The following is a 17,974-nucleotide window of genomic DNA, read 5'->3' on the forward strand; positions in this document are numbered from 1 at the left end:
CCGTGCTGGCAAAAACCTAGCTAACCCAACATCTGTAATTTTAGCATCTATCCAAATGCTTGAGCATTTAGATATGGGCGACACAGCAGAGCGCATTCGTAGTGCTGTTGCTGATGTTATTAAATCTGGCGACCGTACAACTCGCGATTTAGGCGGCAGCCACGGTACAACTGATTTCACTCAATCAGTAATTGACCGTCTATAACTATTTACTCGTTATTAATTTAGAAAGCCCGCTAATTTAGCGGGCTTTTTTTTGTAAATGCATACCACATACACTCAATATCAACCTGCATAATTTCTTCCAAATAAACCAATCAAAACCCTTACTTTTGACAATTTAAAATTACAAACGCAACGAAAATGAAATTTTAATGCAAATAAACGATTTTAAGGTTGACGTGACGCCTAAAAACCCTTAAAAATAAACCTATACAGAATTTTTAATTTAAAAGCAGTGTTTTGCTAAGTAGAGTAATAATCATGAACACACACATTAATCTTTTAGTCGTACTCGAACTGGTCTTAGTTGTAAGCCCAGCGGGGATGTATTAAAAGGTGATACTGCTTTTTAAAAACCCTCGCACTACGCGGGGGTTTTTTTATGCATAAAAAAGCGCACAGAGGAATGAGGATGAGCAAACAAGAATATAATGGTTCTGAACTAGTAGTTCAGGCATTAAAAGAGTTAAAGGTAAAGTACATTTTTGGCTACCCTGGTGGGTCGGTTTTAGATTTATATGATGCACTTTTTCAGCAAGATGATATTGAGCATATATTAGTACGCCATGAACAAGCAGCAACGCATATGGCTGATGGTTATGCCCGTGCTACAGGCGAAGTTGGTGTTGTACTTGCAACCTCAGGCCCAGGCGCTACAAACTGCATAACAGGCATTGCAACTGCTTATATGGATTCAATCCCTATGGTTGTTCTAGCCGGCCAAGTTCCTACTAGTTTAATAGGCGATGATGCATTTCAAGAAACCGATATTGTAGGTTGCTCGCGCCCTGTAGTTAAACATAGCTTTAACTGTAGAAGCGCTAAAGAAATTCCTACCATCTTAGCTAAAGCTTTTTATATTGCCAGTACAGGTCGCCCAGGCCCTGTTGTGGTTGAGCTTCCTAAGGATATGCTTAACCCTGCAATTAAGTTTGCATACGATTTCCCTAAAACAACAGAACTAAGAACATACAGCCCTAATACTAAAGGGCACTCAAAACAAATCCGTAAAGCGGTAACAACTATTCTAGAGGCCAAAAAACTGATTATTTACTCTGGCGGCGGTATTGTTATTTCAAATACATCAGAGCAATTAACGCATTTAGTTGAATCGTTAAATGCACCCATTACCAATACACTAATGGGCCTTGGCGGTATATCTGGCGTACATCCAAACTTTGTAGGTATGCTAGGCATGCACGGCACGCTTGAGGCTAACAAAGCAATGGCAAACGCCGATGTGATTTTAGCGCTTGGTGCACGCTTTGATGACCGTGTTACCAATAACGTTAAAAAGTTTTGTCCGAATGCCACCATTGTTCATGTTGATGTCGATCCAACTTCTATTTCTAAAACAATTAAAGCGCACATACCGGTTGTTGGTTGCTTAGCTACAGTACTAGAACAACTACAAGCCGGCATTGATAAAAGCCCTATTAAAATTGATCGCAGCGCACAAGAAGATTGGTGGCGTCAAATTATCAGTTGGCGTGAACAAAAATGCTTAAGCTACAACACGACTGATGGCGAAAAAATTAAACCACAAGCTGTAATTGAAGCGGTTTACAAAGCAACAAATGGTGATGCTTATATCAGCTCAGATGTTGGTCAGCACCAAATGTTTGCAGCGCAGTATTATCCATTTAAGCATCCTCGCCAATGGATTAACTCAGGCGGGCTAGGCACTATGGGCTTTGGTTTACCTGCAGCTATGGGCGTAAAACTTGCTTTTCCTGATAAAGAGTCTGTATGTATTACAGGTGATGGCTCTATTCAAATGAATATTCAAGAGTTATCTACCTGTTTGCAGTACAACTTAGCGGTAAAAGTTGTATCCCTAAATAACCGTTCTTTAGGTATGGTACGCCAATGGCAAGATATGGTTTATGGCGGACGTCATTCATCATCTTACATGGACTCACTACCTGATTTTGTTAAGCTAGTTGAAAGCTACGGGCATGTAGGCATACAAGTAAATACATTAGATGAATTACAACCGGCTATAGATAAAGCAATGAGCATTACCGATCGTTTGGTATTTTTAGATATAAACGTTGATGAAAAAGAGCATGTATACCCAATGCAAATTAAGTTAGGCGGCATTGATGAGATGTGGTTACGTAAAGGAGTAAAAGTATAATGCGTCGTATTTTATCTATTCTATTAGAAAACGAACCGGGTGCCCTATCGCGTATTGTCGGGCTTTTTTCACAGCGCGCATACAACATCGACAGTCTAACTGTAGGCACAACAGACGATCAGTCATTGTCGCGTATTACTATTACCACTATGGGTGATGACAGAGTCGTTGAGCAAATTACTAAACAAGTTAATAAACTTGTAGATGTGCTTAAAATTATCGATTTAACGGAAATGAGTCATATTGAGCGAGAGTTATTACTTGTTAAGGTATTTGCCCAAGATGAGACGACTCGTGCAGCGGTTACCCGCGTAGTTGATGTATTTCAAGGCGCTATTTTAGATATGGGCCGACAAAGCTACAGCCTGCAATTAGTTAGCAGTACAGACAAAATAGAATCGTTTTTAGACACTCTTCGTCACGAAACCGATATTATAGAAGTTGTTCGCTCAGGTGCTGTTGGCATTGGCCGAGGCGATAAAGCCTTAAAAGCATAAATTTATAATATAAAGGCATCAATTGATGTCTTTATTAAACATAAAAAAAAAGAGCTAAATAGCTCTTTTTTAAATTTAATTCGTTAAACCAATTAAAGGTTTACTTGGTCTTTAAGACCTTTACCTGCTTTAAAGCTTGGGATAGTTGCCGCTGCGATTTGGATCTCAGCACCCGTTTGTGGGTTACGGCCAGTGCGAGCTGCACGTTCTTTTACTGAGAAAGTACCAAAACCAACTAAAGCTACTGAATCACCTTCTTTTAAAGAAGAAGTTACAGCACCTGTAAACGCGTCAAGAGCACGAGTAGCAGCGGCTTTAGAGATTTCTGCATCAGTAGCAATTTTTTCAACTAATTGAGCTTTATTCATTGTTAGATTCCTATTCGTTATTATTTTGCCTTCGCAAAACCTATCTTTATGCATTTTTAAAGAGTTAGCAACAGCAAATTGCATTTTTTGCTTAAATTCTTAAAAAATGAGTAAAATTTAAATAATTCTCTGTAAAATACAGCGTGTTGGGTTAACGAAGACTTAATTTGAGTACAATTTTGGCGCAAGTTAAGCAACTGGGTAAATAAGCTATATTTTTTCGATAACTAAGGTCACTTCCCCGACCTCGACACCAAACTTAACAATAGATGTGCGGTTTATCAAGCGCGATTGCGTAACCAGGTACATCCAATCGTCAAAATTCACTTCTAAAGTACTGCCTTCATATGGAAGCGCTACATCGTAATTCCAATGAAATACGCTACCATCACTTTTACCTTTTGCAGTACCTATAACATCAGCCGCTGTCCCCGTTAAACTATTGTCGTTATTTAGCGTTATTTTCCAAATACGCTTTTGAGTTTCACCATCGTCGTAAACAAAGTCTTCTTCAATAACGCCCTCATTACCATCCCAAGTTGCATTCATGTCTACAACAAGCTTACGGGTTAATTCGCCTTTAAAGTCTTGTACAACACCGTAGGCTTTCAAATTTCCACTAAAAAATGTTTTAAAGTCAAAATTTGGTGATGTATTTTTATAATGTTCAACATTTGGTGCCGAACAGCTAATTAACAGCACAGCAGATAAGCATATAACCACCGTTTTAAACGTGTTTAATACATTCATATTAATTCCCTAATAGTTGCTTTCGTAGTTTTGGCTCAGAGGTTTTTTCATCAAGCCAAATGGCTAAAAAATCACTCGAAAATTGAAGTTCATTAACTTCACCAATTTTTTCATCATTATGATAAAAAGTGCTCATACCCTGCTCATTTGTGATTAACGTTAGCGAATCACCTTGTTTAATATCAGGCCAAATCGACATTAATTTACTGTCATACTTGTCAGCTAACCCTGTTTTTCCAATATATTCCCACTGCTCATTAGTTGCTTTCACTATTTCTCTAGCATCAAAGTCTCGTAAGTAGGTGAGCTTAAATTTAACAGGATGTGTTCCTTCACTGTAATTACCGGAAGGGGTAAATAGCACAGCGTCATATACATCCCAAAATAAATACTCCATTCGCGCCTCACCCACTTTACTAAATTGTGTGTTGGCTAAAACAATTGAAGTTGTAAGCAAATAAAAAGTAACTGCCTTTAGTAAAAATTTCAAAATGAGCTCCCTTTGAATAACTGGGTAATGTTACGAAGTGAAAATTATTGCCGATCAACGGTTAATAAATAACTTTATTTTTTGGTTTATAAAAAGGATAGCGGTAAACACTGCAGACCAAAGTACGCCGTAAACAAGCCAAAATTGCCATAAAGGTAATCCTAGGCTTATAACTTCAAAACGAGCACCGGCCCAATAACTTGCAGGCGCAAAAGCAATGCACACTAAAAAGGCTTGCCAAAGTTTTAATCTGCTTAAAAAGACCATAGAGGTATTTAAAGAAAGTAATAATGCAGCCCATAAAAAAACAAGCCATAGGGGGAAGGGATATACTTTAAATTCTAACAAGCCTAACTTTACCGCTATAAATTCTAACAACAGGGCTAAAGGTAGCGCTTTGACTAGCAGTAAGGTGTCTTGCTTTTTTTGCTTTGACAGCAAAAACATTAAAATAATAATTAATCCGCTAAAAATTAGCGAATCAGCTTCAAGCAGCAGTGATAAAAACCACACTGCTTGAAACAAAACAAAATTAGTAATTGAGCGCAATATCATCGTTATCGCTAATAAAACGTGGTTTACGTGCCATTAAATGCACAGTACTGGTCGCTCTTGCTCTGAACGCACCTTCACAATAAGCAAAGTAAAATAACCATAAACGGTAAAAGCGTTCATCAAATTTAGAGCGGTCCAAATCAGGCCAGCTTTTTATAAAACGAGTTCGCCAATCTGCTAATGTTCGAGCGTAGTGAGCGCCAATATCATTAACGGTATGAATAACCATATCGGTGCTGTTTTTAATTTGCTCACTCATTTCGTTAAGTGACGGCAAGCACCCACCCGGAAAAATATACTGTTGAATAAAGTCAGAGTTTTTTAGGTAATGCTTATAACGCTGATCGCCAATAGTAATTGCTTGAATAAGCATAGCGCCGTCATCTTTTAAAAGCTCACCACACTGGGTAAAAAAGCTCGGCAAGTAATCATGACCAACCGCTTCAATCATCTCGATAGAAACAAGCTTGTCGTATTTGCCTTTTAATAGCCTGTAATCAAGCTTAAGTAATGTAATTTTACCCTCAAGGCCAAGTTCAATAATTTTATTAGCCACATAATCATGTTGCTCATCAGATATTGTTGTTGTTGTTACGTGGCAATCGTAATGAGTCGCTGCATAAATTGCAAAAGCGCCCCACCCAGTACCAATCTCAATAACTGAATCATTTTTTTGAAGCTCAACTTGCTCACAAATACGTTTGAGTTTGTATTGCTGCGCCTCTTCAAGTGTGGCTTCTTTTGTAGGGTACACTGCACTCGAATAAAGCATTTCTTTACTTAAAAAAGATTCGTACAAATCATTTCCTAAGTCGTAATGAGCAACAATGTTCTTTTTAGAACCCGATTCCGAATTTTTATTTTTTATGTGGTTGAATCGGTGGGCTATATTGCTGAAAAAAGCGAATTTCTTTTCGAACTCATCGAGTTGTTTTTCATTTATAGCAAATATTTCTATAAATGACGTTAAATTGTCGCAAGACCAATGTCCTAATATGTAGGATTCACCAGCACCAACACTACCTGACAACGTAAATGCCTTGTACATTGCTTTATCGTTAACTGTGACTGTCGCTTTAAGTGCTGACGATGCATCACCAAAAACTGTACGTTCATTTGCGTCAATTAAAATTATTTGACCTGTTTTAATTGAGGCAAAAGCCTTAGTCAGTAATTTTTTATATATATTAGTTAACCAACTCGTACTTTGCTCGCAATTTAAGCTCGACACTTTATCCATTAAAATACCTATTAATTGTCCTGACTATCGATGTGCTTTATGGCTTACCTGAGTGACCTAAAAAAGGCACTCGCTTTATAAACAACTTTAACGCTTGATAATAAATACCTTTGAAAATAGACCATGTCATGGCCGGAAAACGCTTAAACAACTTACTTAGTTCTTCATTAGTGAGTTCTTTACGTTTTAAGCGAAGTGTTGCATCAAATAATAACTCTTCATCTCGCTTGTTTTCAATATGTATCAATGTTTTATCAGGCGATTGTTTAACATGCCAGTGATAGTTCATATCTAGATTCATAAAAGGTGATACGGAAAAAACCTTCTTAAAGTTCACTTTTTTTTCTAAAGGGACTAAATAATAATGACGCTCGTTCCAGGGTGTATTACTAACCTCAGCAATCATGTACTTAAAGCGGGTGTCGTTATTACCAAAAAAGTAAAAATTAACAGGGCTAAAATACACACCAAAACAACGAAGTTGCCCAAGCATATAAACATGAGTAAACGTCTCATTTACACCTAATGCAGCAAGTTGTTCATGTGCGCGTTCAATAATGGAGTGTTGGTAAGGGGCTGATATATTTTTAAGATAATCTGCTTCATTAAACTTTAAGGCTTTTAAGCCTGATGTACCTAACTGTTTATGTACACCGTTTAATTGCTGAGGATTATTTAAATCTACCCACATCATATATAATGGGTAACTAAAACGATGTTCTTTAACAGCAAAACGGCGATGTTTTACATCACCTAAATACACTGCACTAGTCAAATTCAACCCCAAGTTGTTTAGCCACATCTACACCACTGTGTACGCCATCTTCATGGAAACCGTTGTACCAATAAGCACCACAAAAATAACTATTATTGTTCCCGTCAATACTGTGTTTAAGTTTTTGAGCAGCAATAGACTCTTGGTTAAATACAGGGTGGTGATAAGTAAACTCGCGCAAAATTTTACTTGGGTTTATCCCTTCAAGGTGATTAAGCGTTACACAGAACTGTGTATCAGATTGTATCCCTTGTAATATATTCATTTGGTAGGTAACAACAGCAGCTTTATCTGTGTTGTTATTAAGTAGGTAATTCCAACTTGCCCATGCGGCTTTTCTATCTGGTAAAAGGTTTGTATCTGTATGCAGCACTACTGAATTTTCGGTATAGGCTATTGAACCTAATACTGACTTTTCTTGCTCCGTAGCATCACCAAGTAGTGCAAGCGCTTGATCTGAATGACAAGCAAAAATCACCTTATCAAACTTACTCTGCTCACCGTTTTCAAACTCAATAGTTACTTCATCATTTTGACGCGTAACAGATTTAATATTTGTATTGAGGTTAATTTTATCGGCAAAGCCTCTGATCAACGGCTTAATGTACTGACGAGAACCACCCGGTACTACATACCACTGAGGTCTGTTTGTTACGTCCAACAGGCCATGATTAAAGAAGAACTTAACAAAAAATTCTACGCCTACATTTTCCATTTCTTTAATGCTGGTAGACCAAATAGCCGCGCCCATTGGAAGAATGTAATGGTATTTAAAAAAGTCATTAAAGTGATTGTCAATTAACAGTTGCCCTAATGATTGGTCTACTTGGTAATCATCTTTTTCGTGCAAAGCTTTACATAACTTATTAAACCTAACAATGTCGTACAATAAACGCCAAAACTTTGGTCTAAAAATATTACGACGCTGTGCAAATAAACTTGTAAACGTATGGCCGTTATATTCAAAACCAGTAGCTTCGTTATGAACACTAAAGCTCATTTGTGTTTCTTGTTTGTCTACGCCAATTCGTGAAAGTAACTTTTCGAAATAAGGGTAAGTTCTGTTGTTAAACACAATAAAACCGGTGTCTATAGCGTATTTTATGCCGCATACATCAACATCAACCGTTGCAGTGTGACCACCAATATAATCATTTTTTTCAAATACGGTTACATCGTAATGTTTGTGAAGCAAATGCCCACATGTTAAACCAGATACACCAGTTCCTATTATTGCTATTTTTTTCAACGGGCTAATCCTTTTGCGATTTTAAGCCAAAGCGGGAGCGGCAAAATGCGCAGTGATTTTAATATAAGTGTAAAACGATACGGAAAGTGAACGTCTTTACGGCGTTTATGTATTCCTTTAATCATGTAGTCTGCCGCTTTTTGTGCGGTAACAGCCATCGGCATTGGAAAATCATTTTTATTAGTAAGCGGAGTTTTCACAAAACCAGGATGAACTAAAGTCACATCAACATCATTTAAATCAACTGCAAGACTTTTGGCTAAATAGCTAACACCCGCTTTTGATGCTCCATAAGCTTCTGAGCGAGGTAGCGCAAGGTAAGTAACACTTGAGCTGACCAAAACAAGCTGACCACCTGAATTTATTTTAGGAAGTAGCGCCTCAAGGCAATACCCCATAGAGAGTAAATTTACGTTTATTACACGTTCAAACAATGCACTATCAAAATTTCGCGCGTCATCTATATATTCACAGTTACCCGCGTTTAAAATAACACGGTCAAAATGAGGAAAGCCAATAGTAGACTCTTTAATGTCTTGTAGATTAGTTGCATCAAATTTGCATGCTTGAATATTGTCGTATTTAGCAAGCTCAGCGAGCTTTTCACTATTACGACCACAGGCAATAACCGTATCTCCCAACTGCGCATATTTAATTGCTAGCTGCTCACCAATACCTGAAGTAGCTCCCGTTATAAGTGTGATCATAATTAACCTGCCCTTTTATCAATTAGCTTTATAACACTACCAAGTAAAGGAATATGCTTATATAACAACTCGCCTACATTAAAGTAATCTCGGTGTTTGATAATTTTGCCATTTTCAAAAATAAGCTTACTATGACCTTCCACTGATATGGTTTTACCTGATGAAAGTTTTGGATGTGCGTAGTGCATAGTCCAATAGATGAAAGCGTTATTGCCGCTATTAAACGAATCACTAATATCAAACTGGCAATGTTTAACGTTACTGTACAAGTTAGCAAAGTATCTGCGTAATTCCACAATGCCATTAATTTCATGCATGGGGTCTATAAACTGTATGTTGTCACAGTAAATATCACTTAATAAATCAAGATTTGTACTATCAAGCTGTTGGTATATTTCAACAAACTTATCTACTGGTAACGGGTTATCCATATCACACCTTAAATGCAGCAAGTGCACGTTCTCGTGCCGCTTTATGATCAACTATTGCTGGCCAGTAACATTCTTTATCTTTACCTATTGTGGCTAAATAAGTGTGAGGAAAATGAATGTGTTTATCTGGCACGTTTTCAAGCTCTGGTAAATACTTACGGATAAACTTGCCTGTTGGATCAAAGCGCTCGCTTTGCCTGATAGGATTAAACACTCTAAAATAAGGCTGAGCATCACACCCCGTACTAGCTGCCCACTGCCAACCACCGTTATTTGAAGCTAAATCGCCATCAATTAAGTGCTGCATAAAAAAGCGTTCGCCTTCACGCCAATCTATTAATAAATGCTTGGTTAAAAAGCTCGCAACAACCATGCGCAAACGGTTATGCATCCAACCGGTTTGCTTTAGTTGTAGCATTGCAGCATCCACTAACGGGTAACCTGTACGCCCTTCGCACCATGCTTTAAATTCACTTTCGTTTTTACGCCACACTACCGCGTTATACTTTTCGTTAAAGTTATCGCCGCGCGAAAGCTTAGGAAACTCAGCAATTAAGTGTCTGTAAAACTCACGCCATATCAGCTCGTTAATCCACGTAAAGGTTTTACTTTTCGACGTAGTTAAAATATCTGGATAACGCTGTTGAATATTAATAAGTAGCTGCTTAGTACCTACAATACCCAATGCTAAATAAGGGCTTAAACCCGATGTACCCTTTATGCTAGGAATATCACGCTGATCGTCGTAGCTTGTTAGCTTATCGCATATAAAGTTATCGACCACGGTTGCTAGTGTTTCATCGTCAACCGGCCACTTATCAGAGCTTCCATCACTTTTTAGTAAGTCACTTTCATCAAACTTTATTGGCTCAGAGCTGAGAGGCCATTGTGGCAAACTAAAGTGTGTATCTTGGTACTGCTTTAACCACGCTCGCTTAAATGGAGTAAACACTTTGTACATTTCATTGCTTTGGTTTTTAACCGTCCCAACCGGCGCAATTAAATCGCCTTCGTACAAGGTAAAAGTAATAGAAAGCTCATCGCATTCATGCAAAATAGCCTTATCGCGATTAACTTCATTAAGCTCGTATTCTGTATTAGCTATTACGTGTTTTACACCGTTTAACTTACAAAAATTAATAAGTTCACGCTCACAATCGCAAAAGCTTGGCGCTTCAATAACATGTAAAGTAATGCCGACATCAGCAAGCTGAGATTGAAGATAAGTAACTCGGCGCTTGAGTAGGTCAATCTGAATAGGCGCAGCTTGATGTTGTTGCCACTGTTTTTCAGACACAAAAAAAATGGCGTGTTTAGCGCCATTATTAAGCGCTTGAATTAACGCCTCGTTAGAAAAAAGGCGCAAATCGCGCCTAAACCAAAATAATGTATCCATTAAATACCAAATCGTAATTTTAAATCGTGAGGATAAGGGTTAAAAAACACTTGTTTTTCAAGGTACTCATTTGGGTGAACCTTCAAATGATGTTTTAACAAGGTAAGTGGTACATATAATGGCACCAACCCTTCGCGATATTCATCTATTGCATCACGAAGTTCTTGTTTTTCAACCTTCGATAAAAATGTTTTAAAGTAACCTTGTAAATGCATCAGCGTGTTGCAGTTATTTCTTCGAGAAGCTGGCTTTTTAAGACCTGTCATCAAACCTAAAATATATTCATCAGCAACTGCGCTTATATCGTCACCTACATATGTTCCTAGTAGGTTACCTAAGTCGCGATAAGCTTGGTAATTATGAGCCATTAACAAGTACTTATACTGAGAATGAAATTGAGTAAGCTTGTGAACCGACAGCGGCTCTTGTACTAGCTTTTGCCAATTTTTAAAAACGTAAATTCTCATCACAAAGTTTTCACGTAAGTGCATGTCGTTTAAACGTCCATTTTCTTCACATGGCAACAATGGGTTATGCTTCATTATTTGCTCAGCAAAAAAACCAACACCTTCTGAGGTATTGCCTGTACCAGCTTCGTTGTATATTTTAATGCGCTCCATGCCACAGCTCGGGCTTTTAGCACAAAATACGAATCCGCTTAGTTCTTTAGCTTGTTCAGTTGCAATTTTTTTACCATATTCGGTAAGTTGTTGCCCTACTTCGCCGCTACCATCTGGGCGACATACTTTAATAGTATCGCCTACTTTAACTTGACGAATAGTTGGACGAGGTATCGGTAAACCTACTGCTACCTCCGGACAAAAACGTGTATATTCAACGTGTTTGCCTAATTCATCCATACAAAAATTTGACTTTTTATGTCCTGTGTCAAATCTAACTTTTTCGCCTGCTAAGCAAGCGCTTATACCTATTTTTATTATATCTGTGTGCATATATTCTCTTAGTAAATCAAATTACCGATTGGATTTAGTAACTTGCTGAAGCCCTTATTAAAATGTAGCGCACTACTGACAACTGTAAAGCATAAACATCCATCTTTCGTTAAAGGTGTATGTTGATGGCTACCATCTTGCCAAATAAAGTCGCCTGGTACGTAATTACCATCTTCATCACTAAACTCACCGTCTAGTAGTAAAGTAACTTCAAATCCGGTGTGTGTATGCTCAGGAATTTCACCACCCGCATCAATATGCAATAAGCTTGAACGCAGCGCGCCATCATCTAATGCAACACGAGAACGCGCTAACTTACCAACTTGTGTAAATTTGCTATGAGAAATACGTGTTAAAGCACGCGGCAGCTGGTAATTGTGTTCGTTAATACTTACAGACACAGGCTCAACTTCATAAACCTCATCGATAGAATCATCAGACATGATCATATCAAGTACGTTTAATTCAAATTCTTCAAGTAATTCAGATTGCTCAGTTTGAGGTTTCTCAAATTTGGCTGGCTCTTCACTAAATAATGCGTCCGCATTACTTGCTTCAATTTTGGCTACTTTAGCTTGGCACACAGGGCACATATCTACATGTATAGATACGGCTAAACTTAGTGATGTAGCAAGTGATGCATCGCAATACTGTGTCAGTAAAGTTTCACTCGGGTGATGTTTAATCATGCTGATCTCCCATTTCATTACGTAATTTTTGCAAGGCCAAACGTAATCGTGATTTTACCGTGCCTACTGGAATATTAAGTTGATGCGCAAGTTGCTCTTGCGACATGTCTTGAAAATAAACGCCTCTTACCACTTCGCGTTGAGCAATAGGTAATTTATCGAGGTAGCGTTTAATTTGCTTATCTTCTAAATGATCACTGTATTCGTGATGTGTATCTTGTGAGTCGTTTAATAACGGCCAAATGTCTTCGCTTATGTTTTCTTCTTTATTACTTTTCATTTTACGAAGCATATCGAATGAAGCGTTACGCATAACGGTATAAACCCACGTAGTCGCCGCACCTTTTTCACTGTGATACAAATGTGCTTTACGCCAAACTGACGTTAGTGTCTCTTGCACAAGCTCCATAGCTTGCGCTTCAACACCAAACTGCTTAATTCCAAAGCGTTTAATTTTTGGCGCAAAGTATTCAAATAAATAGGAAAATGCTTTTTTATCGCGTGATTGCGCAACATCTATAAGCGCTTGCATGAGCTCTTTACTCGGCGTTTCTGGCATGGCAGTGTACTTACCTGTATTAGGTTCACAACGTGGTGACTGTTGTTGACTTACCATAATAATTTATCCCGTTATTGCTTTTGTATTAAGTAATACGGGCAATAATTAATTTAGGATCATAAAATTTAGGCAAATTCGTTATTAATCACAGTATGGAGGAAACTCAGCAAGTTATCAAAGTTCGTTTCAAACGCAAGTTGCTGTTTTTTCTCAATTGATATAGGTAGGAGCTCAAGCCAACGTGCTGCAATCCAAGGCAACTTGTCAAAATGAGTCTGTTTGTACAATAAATTAAGCTCTGAGTTACCTGAAAACACGTTTTTGAGCGCGTCGTGCAATAGGTAATGATCGCCAATGTCGTTGTTAGAATCCTTGTACCAATAAGGCGTATTACAAGGCGACACTAAGCCATGACGTAGTTCGTCTGCGTCTTGATAAACATCGTTTATTTGCATATTTTGCGAGGCAAATACATCAATTAATAGTACGTCGTTATCGTCTTGGTCAAAATCAATAATATCGACAAGGCAACCTTGCGCACTTATATTAAATGGCGTGTCGTGCTCAAATGTACAAAGCACAAACCCTGAATTATTTTTTAATGCGGTTTTAACCATATTTAAATAACGAGGCTCAAATATGCGCAATCGCGTAAAACCTTCAGGTAACATAAAAATGGGTAATGGAAAAATCGCACGTTTCATAAAGTCTACTTATTTCAAACATTCTGCCTTTATTTACGTGCGCTTTTGCTAAGTCGATCAGCTTTGTATGAATCGAATTAATTACCAGCTATATAATTGGTTAAAGATTAAACCAACCTCCCATAGCTTTAAACACTTGAACCGAATAATAAGCGCTAATCATGCTTACTACGGGTGCTAACATTAATGCAAATAATCCAAGTTCACTGCTCATCGTTTTAATCCTTTAAGTGGTTTATTTTACGTTTTTAACGCTAGAGTCAGTATTTTTAATCGTTGCGCTATCTGTTAAAACTGGCTCATCTAGTAAACTTTCTAAAACAGTTTTAGCATCAAAATAAAGTGTTTCCTTTAGTGATTTTTCAAGCTCAATTGTGGTTTGCTTAACGTAGCTTGTTACACTTTGAGTTAATATATCAGTTACATCTAGGTCCACTTCTACTGCATGAACTTGCGCAGAACCTAATACTAATAAACTTGCCATAGCGATTTTAATTGAATGTTTCATAATGGTATTCCTTGTTTGTGTATTGTTTAGACGTAGTTATATACTCAAGGGTTGTGCCAACATAAAAATAAAATATAAACCATTATAATTAAAAGACTTTATGTCCGGTTGTTTAATTCGATAAATTCATACCTCGTTAATTTAACCATTTAATTTAATTTTTTGACTATTTTTTAGTTAATAAATAAAAGAGTTTTAAGTGCATTAATACCGTCACAGTAAATACATTTATCGTTTATAAAAACGTCATATCTAACCGTTAAGGTGCGCACCACTATTAATAATTAAAAAAGTGCAATATGACCCTTTCATCACGTAGAAATTTCTTAAAAACCTCAGCAGCAAGCATATTTACAGTTGCGGTATCGAGCGCCATTACAGGTTGTGCTCAAACATTAATGAGCAAGCCTCTATCGGTAATTGAATTTAAACACGGGGTAGCAAGTGGCGATCCGCTCAGTAATGCTTTAATAATATGGACACGCGCAACAACTTCTCAATTAACGTCAGAAGTAACTGTTGCTTGGGAGTTGGCAAGTGACTCTCAATTTAAAAATATTATTCGCAGCGGGCGCGAGCAAACCGATAAAAGCCGCGACTTTACAATAAAAATAGATGTGCAAGACCTTACTCCAAATACAGAATACTTTTATCGCTTTATTGGGTTAAATACACAAAGCCCTATTGGCCGCGCTAAAACTCTGCCGGTTAGTAATGTTGAACAAATAAAAATGGTTGTTGTGTCTTGCTCAAACTACCCTGCGGGATATTTTAATGCCTACACAGATGCAGCTAAGCAAGAAGATTTAGATGTAGTGCTACATCTGGGAGATTATATTTACGAATACCCAATGGGCGGATACGCCACGCAAAATGCTGAAAAAATTGGTCGCCAATTAGCCGCCGATAACAGCGGTGAAATTATTACCCTTAGTGACTACCGTAAACGCTATGCTATTTATCGAACAGATAAGGGCTTACAGGCACTGCATGCCGCTGCACCTTTTATCGCAATATGGGATGACCACGAAGTTGCTAATGACACATATAAAGAAGGAGCTGAAAATCATACCCCTGACGAAGGTGACTTTTTTAAACGCCGTGCATCAGCCATTCAAGCCTATTACGAATGGCTGCCAATTAGGCCGCCTAGGGGCGAGCAAAGCCCACAAATATACCGCACCTTCGATTTTGGTAATTTAATAAGCTTACACATGCTAGATACTCGCGTAATAGCACGCGATAAACAACTCGCTTACAGCGACTATAAAAATCTAGAGACCAAACAAATGGATGTTGCGCGCTTCGCGAGCGATTTAAATAGTCCAAAAAGGCAGTTACTGGGTAGTACACAATTAAACTGGCTCACGAGTGCAATAACTCAATCAAATGCAAAGTGGCAAGTATTAGGTCAGCAAGTGTTGATGACTAAAATGTGGCTACCTACTGAAATATTCTCGCAATCCGATCGCACTAAAATACCCGAGGTATTAAAAGAGTTAGTCGCTATTAAAAAAGCGGTGTTAGCAAATAAAGCGGTAACTCCTGAGCAACTAGCACGCATAAATACTTTAATGCCTTACAACTTAGATGCATGGGACGGCTATCCAAGCGAACGCGAAGCATTATATAAAAAAAGCGTTACTACGTTAAATAAAAAGTTAGTAGTGGTTGCAGGTGATACGCACAATGCGTGGCATGGCATATTAAAAAATGCAAAAGGCGAAAGCGTAGGAGTAGAGTTTGCAACACCTGGCGTTACATCCCCGGGTATGGAGCATTATTTAGCGCTTAATACTGCACAAGCAAAGCAAATGGCTGACTCGCTTTCATTGTTAATAAACGACTTAAATTATTGTGACCTATCGCACCGCGGATATATGATACTGACAATTACAAACGAGCAAATCACAACCGATTGGCGTTATATAGATAATATAGATTCCCCAATCTACAACATTGCAGCTCAACAACAGAGTATTTATAAAGGCTAATACTTTTAAAAAGAAGGTAAATGTATTATTTACCTTCTTCGTTTATTTTATTAAACGCGCTTAATTACAACTATAAAGAAGCGTCCATGTAGCATCACTTCCTGGAATGCTGTTTGTGTACCAATTTGCGCTGTATGCGTTGCCTTGATATTGCATTTTATCGTCGGTGTTATTGTGAGTAAACGGACCACCTGCGTAATCCTTGTTCACCCAATTAGGATACGTATTAATACCGTTGCAATCTGTTGAACTTACAACGCTACATCCATTTGTATCCACACTTGTACCAGCGGGTGTATTAGGGCACTGATCAATATCATCATTCACTCCATCGTTATCAGCATCGCTTGCTGGTTCAACAACTTCAATAGCACAGCCTACATTATCAACACTTGTACCGGCTGGTGTATTAGGACATTGATCAATACTATCACTAATGCCATCAGCGTCGCTGTCGGTTACCGCGCAGCCAATACTATCAACCGCTGTACCTGCGGGAGTATTATCGCACTGATCAAGGCTGTCACTTACGCCATCTCCGTCGCTATCTAAATTAACATTGCCATTACTGCCACCCCATCCTTGAATGATCTCTTTAACTTTAGTGCCTGACGCTGTTAATGAATCCCAACTACCGCCTGGAGTAAATAACGATGCACCTTCGTTTTTATCGTTTAAAGCCCAGTTAGCGTGGCTAATATTGTTTGTTTTAAAAAATGCCATCCATGCATCGGTTTCATTACCATTAACACCACCATTGCCATCAGCATTAACCGTTCCCCACTCTGTGGCAAACAAAGCAATACCGTTATCGAGTGCTGTTTGTGCTTTATTTCGATACGATTGACCATGCGTGCCAGCATAAAAATGCAGAGTGTAAGCAATATTGGCGCGATCAATTGGATTTTGCGATGCTACATCAACATCTTGTGACCATGTAGGCGTACCAACCACAATTAAGTTATCAGGATCGATTGCTCTAATTTTATCAATAACTGTTTCGGCGTAAGGCTTAATATCGTTAACCCATGAAATTTGTAATGGCTCATTATAAATTTCATAAATAACATTATCGTTGTCACCATATTTAGTGGCTACTTCTTCAAAAAATCGAATGGCTGTTGCTTGATCGGTATGTGCTTCATGGCTATGAAAATCAATAATAACGTACATATCTTCGCTAATAGCTGCATTTACAACAGTATCAAGACGGCTCATATTGCCCTCCCAATCAAAGTTCAAACTGCCACCCGTATTTGTGCCATGGCCAATAGCCGCACGGATTAATGTTGCATTAAATTCAGTTTTTGCCTTTGCCACAGTTTCAGCTGTGTAAAATTTTTCAGCGCCCCACCCTGTATTACTCCAAAATAAACTAGGCCCTGCAAAGCTTGTGTTTTCTCCACCCGCAAGAACTTGATTCCCACTCACCGTTAACTTCTCAACAGCAGCATTGGCCATTGTTGAACATCCTAATAATAAAGCTAACGATAAGCTCGCCACTTTAAAATCCTTTCTGTTGTGATTATTTGAACTGTTACTCATAGTATTTCCTTAAATTGAAATTATCAGTCGTCATTGATTGACGTAATAAATTAATAGCAAACCAATACTTAACAATTAAACAAAGTTAATTTGGCGAGCAGAAAGTACCATTTATTTATTAACATTAAATGAACAAAAAGGTACAAGCGGAAGGGTTTTAATTAACCAAATATCAACAAGCAGGCGGTTTAACGAGGTTTGA

At 38.0% G+C, this 17,974-nt stretch carries 20 protein-coding genes; 4 read left to right on the forward strand and 16 right to left on the reverse strand.

Features of this window, described 5'->3' with window-relative positions; translation table 11 throughout:
* The 3 genes from GQR55_RS20190 to ilvN all read left to right on the forward strand — a co-directional run.
* Window positions 1-205, forward strand: a 205-nt coding sequence (locus GQR55_RS20190; protein WP_240916845.1) for an isocitrate/isopropylmalate family dehydrogenase, incomplete at its 5' end; no start/stop codon positions are given.
* Window positions 206-634: 429 nt separating this feature from the next.
* Window positions 635-2,362: an acetolactate synthase 3 large subunit gene (locus GQR55_RS10465; protein WP_166420538.1), complete on the forward strand. Its 1,728-nt coding sequence runs from the start codon at window positions 635-637 to the stop codon at window positions 2,360-2,362.
* Window positions 2,362-2,859, forward strand: coding sequence for an acetolactate synthase small subunit (ilvN, locus tag GQR55_RS10470; protein WP_002960314.1), 498 nt, complete (start codon window positions 2,362-2,364; stop codon window positions 2,857-2,859). The genes GQR55_RS10465 and ilvN overlap by 1 nt, the downstream gene beginning before the upstream one ends.
* A gap of 92 nt (window positions 2,860-2,951) precedes the next feature.
* On the opposite strand, the gene GQR55_RS10475 is transcribed toward ilvN, so the two are convergent.
* The 15 genes from GQR55_RS10475 to GQR55_RS10545 form a co-directional block, all read right to left on the reverse strand.
* Window positions 2,952-3,227: an HU family DNA-binding protein gene (locus GQR55_RS10475; RefSeq protein WP_008166804.1), complete on the reverse strand. Its 276-nt coding sequence runs from the start codon at window positions 3,225-3,227 to the stop codon at window positions 2,952-2,954.
* Between the two features lie 210 nt (window positions 3,228-3,437).
* The gene (locus GQR55_RS10480) at window positions 3,438-3,977 is read right to left on the reverse strand and encodes a DUF3833 domain-containing protein (RefSeq protein ID WP_166420539.1); all 540 of its coding nucleotides are present in this window, start codon (window positions 3,975-3,977) and stop codon (window positions 3,438-3,440) included.
* Window position 3,978: 1 nt separating this feature from the next.
* Window positions 3,979-4,467, reverse strand: coding sequence for a chalcone isomerase family protein (locus GQR55_RS10485; protein ID WP_166420540.1), 489 nt, complete (start codon window positions 4,465-4,467; stop codon window positions 3,979-3,981).
* A gap of 54 nt (window positions 4,468-4,521) precedes the next feature.
* Window positions 4,522-5,022 (reverse strand): DUF2878 domain-containing protein, encoded by a 501-nt coding sequence (locus tag GQR55_RS10490; RefSeq protein ID WP_166420541.1) that lies wholly within the window; start codon window positions 5,020-5,022, stop codon window positions 4,522-4,524.
* Entirely contained in the window at window positions 5,000-6,262 is a 1,263-nt protein-coding gene (locus tag GQR55_RS10495) for a cyclopropane-fatty-acyl-phospholipid synthase family protein (protein WP_166420542.1), read from the reverse strand. Before GQR55_RS10495 ends, GQR55_RS10490 begins: the two co-directional genes overlap by 23 nt.
* A 37-nt stretch (window positions 6,263-6,299) precedes the next feature.
* Window positions 6,300-7,037: a DUF1365 domain-containing protein gene (locus tag GQR55_RS10500; protein WP_166420543.1), complete on the reverse strand. Its 738-nt coding sequence runs from the start codon at window positions 7,035-7,037 to the stop codon at window positions 6,300-6,302.
* Window positions 7,030-8,286 (reverse strand): FAD-dependent oxidoreductase, encoded by a 1,257-nt coding sequence (locus GQR55_RS10505; RefSeq protein ID WP_166420544.1) that lies wholly within the window; start codon window positions 8,284-8,286, stop codon window positions 7,030-7,032. The genes GQR55_RS10500 and GQR55_RS10505 overlap by 8 nt, the downstream gene beginning before the upstream one ends.
* The gene (locus GQR55_RS10510; RefSeq protein ID WP_166420545.1) at window positions 8,283-8,993 is read right to left on the reverse strand and encodes an SDR family NAD(P)-dependent oxidoreductase; all 711 of its coding nucleotides are present in this window, start codon (window positions 8,991-8,993) and stop codon (window positions 8,283-8,285) included. The genes GQR55_RS10505 and GQR55_RS10510 overlap by 4 nt, the downstream gene beginning before the upstream one ends.
* Before the next feature lie 2 nt (window positions 8,994-8,995).
* The gene (locus tag GQR55_RS10515) at window positions 8,996-9,424 is read right to left on the reverse strand and encodes a nuclear transport factor 2 family protein (RefSeq protein ID WP_165728009.1); all 429 of its coding nucleotides are present in this window, start codon (window positions 9,422-9,424) and stop codon (window positions 8,996-8,998) included.
* Window position 9,425: 1 nt separating this feature from the next.
* Window positions 9,426-10,820, reverse strand: coding sequence for a deoxyribodipyrimidine photo-lyase (phrB, locus tag GQR55_RS10520; RefSeq protein ID WP_166420546.1), 1,395 nt, complete (start codon window positions 10,818-10,820; stop codon window positions 9,426-9,428).
* Window positions 10,820-11,773: a DUF523 and DUF1722 domain-containing protein gene (locus GQR55_RS10525; protein ID WP_166420547.1), complete on the reverse strand. Its 954-nt coding sequence runs from the start codon at window positions 11,771-11,773 to the stop codon at window positions 10,820-10,822. Before GQR55_RS10525 ends, phrB begins: the two co-directional genes overlap by 1 nt.
* 8 nt (window positions 11,774-11,781) lie before the next feature.
* Complete coding sequence (locus GQR55_RS10530; RefSeq protein WP_165728012.1) at window positions 11,782-12,462, reverse strand: ChrR family anti-sigma-E factor; 681 nt, start codon at window positions 12,460-12,462, stop codon at window positions 11,782-11,784.
* Window positions 12,455-13,078, reverse strand: a complete 624-nt coding sequence (locus GQR55_RS10535) for a sigma-70 family RNA polymerase sigma factor (RefSeq protein ID WP_010552978.1) — start codon at window positions 13,076-13,078, stop codon at window positions 12,455-12,457. The genes GQR55_RS10530 and GQR55_RS10535 overlap by 8 nt, the downstream gene beginning before the upstream one ends.
* A gap of 68 nt (window positions 13,079-13,146) precedes the next feature.
* Complete coding sequence (locus GQR55_RS10540; RefSeq protein ID WP_166420548.1) at window positions 13,147-13,725, reverse strand: LON peptidase substrate-binding domain-containing protein; 579 nt, start codon at window positions 13,723-13,725, stop codon at window positions 13,147-13,149.
* A gap of 235 nt (window positions 13,726-13,960) precedes the next feature.
* Window positions 13,961-14,233 carry a hypothetical protein gene (locus tag GQR55_RS10545; protein WP_166420549.1) on the reverse strand — a complete coding sequence of 91 codons (273 nt, stop codon included), beginning with the start codon at window positions 14,231-14,233 and terminating at the stop codon, window positions 13,961-13,963.
* Between the two features lie 299 nt (window positions 14,234-14,532).
* Here GQR55_RS10545 and GQR55_RS10550 point away from each other — a divergent pair, with 299 nt between their 5' ends.
* The gene (locus GQR55_RS10550; protein WP_166420550.1) at window positions 14,533-16,227 is read left to right on the forward strand and encodes an alkaline phosphatase D family protein; all 1,695 of its coding nucleotides are present in this window, start codon (window positions 14,533-14,535) and stop codon (window positions 16,225-16,227) included.
* A 60-nt stretch (window positions 16,228-16,287) separates the two neighbouring features.
* Here GQR55_RS10550 and GQR55_RS10555 read toward each other — a convergent pair whose 3' ends face one another.
* Window positions 16,288-17,772: a cellulase family glycosylhydrolase gene (locus GQR55_RS10555; protein WP_166420551.1), complete on the reverse strand. Its 1,485-nt coding sequence runs from the start codon at window positions 17,770-17,772 to the stop codon at window positions 16,288-16,290.
* Between the last annotated feature and the right edge of the window lie 202 nt (window positions 17,773-17,974).

The sequence above is a fragment of the Pseudoalteromonas sp. Z1A8 genome, assembly GCF_011378855.1.
GTDB lineage: Bacteria > Pseudomonadota > Gammaproteobacteria > Enterobacterales > Alteromonadaceae > Pseudoalteromonas.